Source organism: uncultured Azohydromonas sp., assembly GCF_937926365.1.
GTDB lineage: Bacteria > Pseudomonadota > Gammaproteobacteria > Burkholderiales > Burkholderiaceae_C > Azohydromonas.
The window spans coordinates 1-4180 of the sequence record NZ_CALAOH010000028.1; the positions used below are offsets into that span (position 1 = coordinate 1).

The window sequence follows — 4180 nt, forward strand, 5'->3', positions numbered from 1 at the left end:
GACGATGAAGTTGATGTCGCCCTGGCGGTACAGCAGCACGTCCTTGGAGCGGTGCCTGGCGACGAGGGTGAAGCCGAGCTTCTCGAAGATCGGTTCCAGCATGCCCGGGTTGGGCGAGGCGAACTCGACGAACTCGAAGCCCATCAGGCCCATCGGATTGTCAAAAAGGTCAGTCATTGCAGTTCTCCGGAATCAGCATCCTGGCTGGTGTCTTGTCTGTTGGCGGATCGGATCTTCGACCCGGCGGAGGCGCACATGCAATGCCCCGGACCGACAGCGCCCAGTGCTTTCCCAGGAACGGGATGGTGCAAAACCAGACTTCCTTCATGGAGCGATCCCGGCGCCGATGATCACCACGTTGTCATCCATTGATCGCTCGGACCGGGCTGGTCCGGCAAGTGCTGGGAATGTCGTGGTGAAGCTCGCATGGATTTCCGGGCGATCGCTGAATCGGGATGGCGCCGGCAACCAGACGTGAAGTGCCATTCCAGCACTTCATTGGCACTGAAACAAAAACCCGTTCGGGCAATGGATCGTCCGGCCACCAAGCGGAATCCGTCTTACTGGTCCACCGCTTCGCCCGTCGTGGTGGACATTTCGAGCAGGCGCAACTGCTTGTGGGCGTCCGCGGCGCTTTCGAAGATGTGGGGTGCGACTCCGCGCTGCAGCAGCGCTTCGCCGAGCTTGGCGCGCAGGAAGGCGCTGGTGGTGTAGCGGGTGACGCGCGAGTAGTGCCTGGAGGCCACGTCGCGCACCATGTCCGTGTAGGCGTCGAGCGCGTCGGGCAGCACCAGAAAGTTGTCATAGTCCACCAGGGCCGGCACCTTGCGGCCCAGAACGTCCAGGCGCTGCTCCAGCGCCGCGCGCAGGGCGTCGACGTCCTGGATGCTGCGCACCGTCAGGCCCTCGAAGTTGGCGAAGAACACCCCTTGTGCCGGGTCGAAGGCGAAGCGCTGCTCCAGTGGCAACCGCAGCATCTGCGCGCGCAAGTCCATGGGTTGCGGCTGAAAGATGGCCTCGTCCATGCGCTTGAGCGGCTCGGCAATGGCCGGGCGGAACGCCATGCGTGCGAGCACATCGCGCTCCAGGTCGATGCCCGGCGCGATCTCGATGAGCTCCAGCCCGCGCGGCGTGAGCCGGAACACGCAGCGCTCGGTCACGTACAGCGCCTCTTGGCCGCGCTGTAGCGCCACGGCGCCGCTGTAGGTCACGTGCTCGACCTGCTGCACGAACTTGGGCGTGCGGCCCTCGCCGCGGATGCGAAGGCACCCATCCTCAACCGCCACGTCAAGCCCCGAGGCACTGAAGGTGCCGACGAACACCACCTTCTTCGCGTTCTGGCTGATGTTGATGAAGCCGCCGGCACCGGCCAGGCGCGGGCCGAACTTGCTGACGTTGAGGTTGCCCTGCGCATCGGCCTGCGCCAGGCCCAGGAAAGCCACGTCGAGCCCGCCACCATCGTAGAAATCGAACTGGTACGGCTGGTCGATCACGGCCTGCGTGTTCACCGCCGCGCCGAAGTCCAGCCCGCTGGCAGGCTGGCCGCCGATCACGCCGGGCTCGGCCGTGAGCGTGAGCAGGTCGATGATGCGCTCCTCCGCCGCCACGGCCGCGATGCCCTCGGGCATGCCGATGCCCAGATTCACCACGCTGTTGGCGCGCAGCTCCATCGCGGCGCGCCGCGCGATGACCTTGCGCTCGTCCAGCGGCAGCGGCGGCTGCCCTTGCGCCAGCACCCGCATCTCGCCGCTGAAGCCCGGGTGGTAAGGCGTGCGGAAGGTCTGCCAATGGTGCTGCGGCTCGGCCACGACCACGCAGTCCACCAGGATGCCGGGCACCTTCACCTGGCGCGGGTTGAGCGTGCCGCGTTCGGCCACGCGCTCCACCTGCGCGATGACGATGCCGCCGCTGTTGTGCGCCGCGGTGGCGATGGACAACGACTCCAGCGTCAGGGCCTCGCGCTCCATGGTGAGGTTGCCGTCGGGGTCCGCGGTGGTGGCGCGGATGATGGCGACGTGGATGGGAAAGGCCTTGTAGAACAGGCTCTCCGTGCCGCCCAGGTGCGCGAGCTCCACCAGCTCTTCGGCGGTGCGGGCATTCATCCTGCCGCCGCCCAGGCGCGGATCGACGAAGGTGCCCAGGCCCACCTTGCTCAGATGTCCCGGGCGGCCACCGGCGATGTCGCGGAACAGGCAGGAGATCACGCCCTGCGGCAGGTTGTAGGCCTCCACGCGGTTGGCAATCGCCAGCGCGCCCAGCTTGGGCACCAGGCCCCAGTGCCCGCCCACGACGCGCTTGAGCAGGCCCTCGTGCGCCAGGTGGTTGAGCCCCTTGTCGCGGCCGTCGCCCTGGCCCGCCGCATAGACCAGCGTCAGGTCGCGCGGCTCGGCCTCGGCAATGAAACGCTGCTCCAGGGCCATGGCGATTTCCTCCGCGAAGCCGATGCCCACGAAACCGGAGGTGGCGACCGTGTCGCCCGAGCGGATGAGGCGCACGGCATCGGCGGCCGAGACGATCTTGCCGGCATCGGCGGCAGGACGGGGCGACTGCATGGCGATCTCCCGTGCCGGATCAGCGCGCGGTCCAGCCGCCGTCCACCGGCAGCGCCGTGCCCGTGATCGAGGCGGCGGCGTCCGAGCACAGGAACAGCACCACCTGCGCCAGTTCCTCCAGGCCGACGAAGCGCTTGTTCGGCTGCGAGGCCAGAATGACTTCGCGCACCACCTCGTGCTCGCTCATGCCATGCACCCTGGCCTGGTCCTTGATCTGGCCCTCCACCAGTGGCGTCTTCACGTAGCCGGGGCAGACCGCATTGCAGGTGATGGCGGTTTCAGCCACTTCGAGCGCCACCGTCTTGGTCAACCCGACAACGCCATGCTTGGCTGCAACGTAAGCCGACTTGAATGGGGAGGCCACGAGGCCGTGGGCGGACGCCACGTTGATGATGCGCCCCCACTGGCGATGCTTCATGCCAGGCAGCACGGCCTTGATGGCGTGGAAGTTCGAGCTCAGGTTGATCGCCAGGATCTGCGACCACTTGTCGTCAGGGAACTCGTCCACGGGAGCCACGAACTGGATGCCGGCGTTGTTCACCAGGATGTCAACGGCACCGAAGGCCGCCGCCGCCTCCGCCACCATGCCGGCAATCTGGTCAGGGCGGCTCATGTCGGCGCTGGAGTACTCGACCCGTACACCGGTTGCCTCAGCCAAGGAGCTACGCAAAGCTTTGATCTGGCTCGAGTCCCCAAAGCCGTTGAGCATGACATTGGCACCTGAGCGTGCCAGCGTGCGCGCGATTTCCAGTCCGATGCCGCTGGTGGACCCAGTGACGATTGCAGATCGACCCTTGAGCATTGACGCCTCCCTTCATGCATGGGGTCAGCAGACCCGTTCCATACGAGACAGACGGCAGCCGCGTTCGTGTCCTGCATGCGAGACACTCCACGGCCGTCGCCTGTTGTCACGGCCTCGCGGCCGCGCCGCCGCGGTTGGCAGCAGCCTTTCCCGAGACCTCGCGCTATCGGTGCCCGATGCCTTGCACGTTGCCGGCACTTCCCGCAGCCGGCACTCGATGGCGCTCGGCACCACGCGCATCGCCTTGCCTTGCTTCACGCAAAGGGTTCGTGACGCGACTCAAGCCATCGCGTTGCCTGCCAGGCGGGTACAGCCCGTCGCAGGCATCCCCGTGCCTGGAGCGCAATTCAGCGAGGCACTGTCGAAGAAGAGCCATGGGGCCTCCGTGAACGGCTATAGGGCTGCCACCAGTTCAGGAACGGCGGAAAACAGGTCCGCTTCAAGCCCGTAGTCAGCCACGCTGAAGATGGGCGCTTCCGGGTCCTTGTTGATCGCCACGATCATCTTGGAGTCCTTTATGCCCGCCAGGTGCTGGATCGCGCCGCTGATGCCGCAGGCGATGTAGAGCTGCGGGGCCACGATCTTGCCCGTCTGGCCCACCTGCCAGTCGTTGGGGGCGTAACCGGCATCCACCGCGGCGCGCGAGGCACCCAGCGCGGCGCCCAGCTTGTCGGCCAGCGGCGTGAGCACTTCGGTGAATTTCTCGGCCGAGCCCAGCGCGCGGCCGCCCGAGACGATGATCTTGGCAGCGGTCAGCTCGGGGCGATCCGACTTGGTCAGCTCGCGGCCGACGAAGGCGCTCTTGCCGCTGTCGCCCACCGCGGCC

The 4180-nt window shown here is 66.8% G+C and carries 3 protein-coding genes and 1 pseudogene; all 4 read right to left on the reverse strand.

The window, feature by feature from the left end; translation table 11 throughout:
- A pseudogene (locus Q0741_RS02825) lies at positions 1-177 on the reverse strand (4-hydroxyphenylpyruvate dioxygenase); the annotation flags it as partial.
- Positions 178-560: 383 nt separating this feature from the next.
- Positions 561-2552, reverse strand: coding sequence for an acyl CoA:acetate/3-ketoacid CoA transferase (locus Q0741_RS02830; RefSeq protein ID WP_298231681.1), 1992 nt, complete (start codon positions 2550-2552; stop codon positions 561-563).
- A 19-nt stretch (positions 2553-2571) separates the two neighbouring features.
- Positions 2572-3354, reverse strand: coding sequence for a 3-hydroxybutyrate dehydrogenase (locus Q0741_RS02835; protein WP_298231682.1), 783 nt, complete (start codon positions 3352-3354; stop codon positions 2572-2574).
- 393 nt (positions 3355-3747) lie between these two features.
- On the reverse strand, positions 3748-4180 hold a 433-nt coding region (locus Q0741_RS02840; RefSeq protein WP_298231683.1), incomplete at its 5' end, for an FAD-binding protein.

What these genes read in the sequence shown, in the direction of transcription:
- Q0741_RS02830 (WP_298231681.1), bottom strand. Translation starts at nt 2,552, where the DNA reads ATGCAGTCGCCCCGTCCTGCCGCCGATGCCGGCAAGATCGTCTCGGCC.
- Q0741_RS02835 (WP_298231682.1), bottom strand. Translation starts at nt 3,354, where the DNA reads ATGCTCAAGGGTCGATCTGCAATCGTCACTGGGTCCACCAGCGGCATC.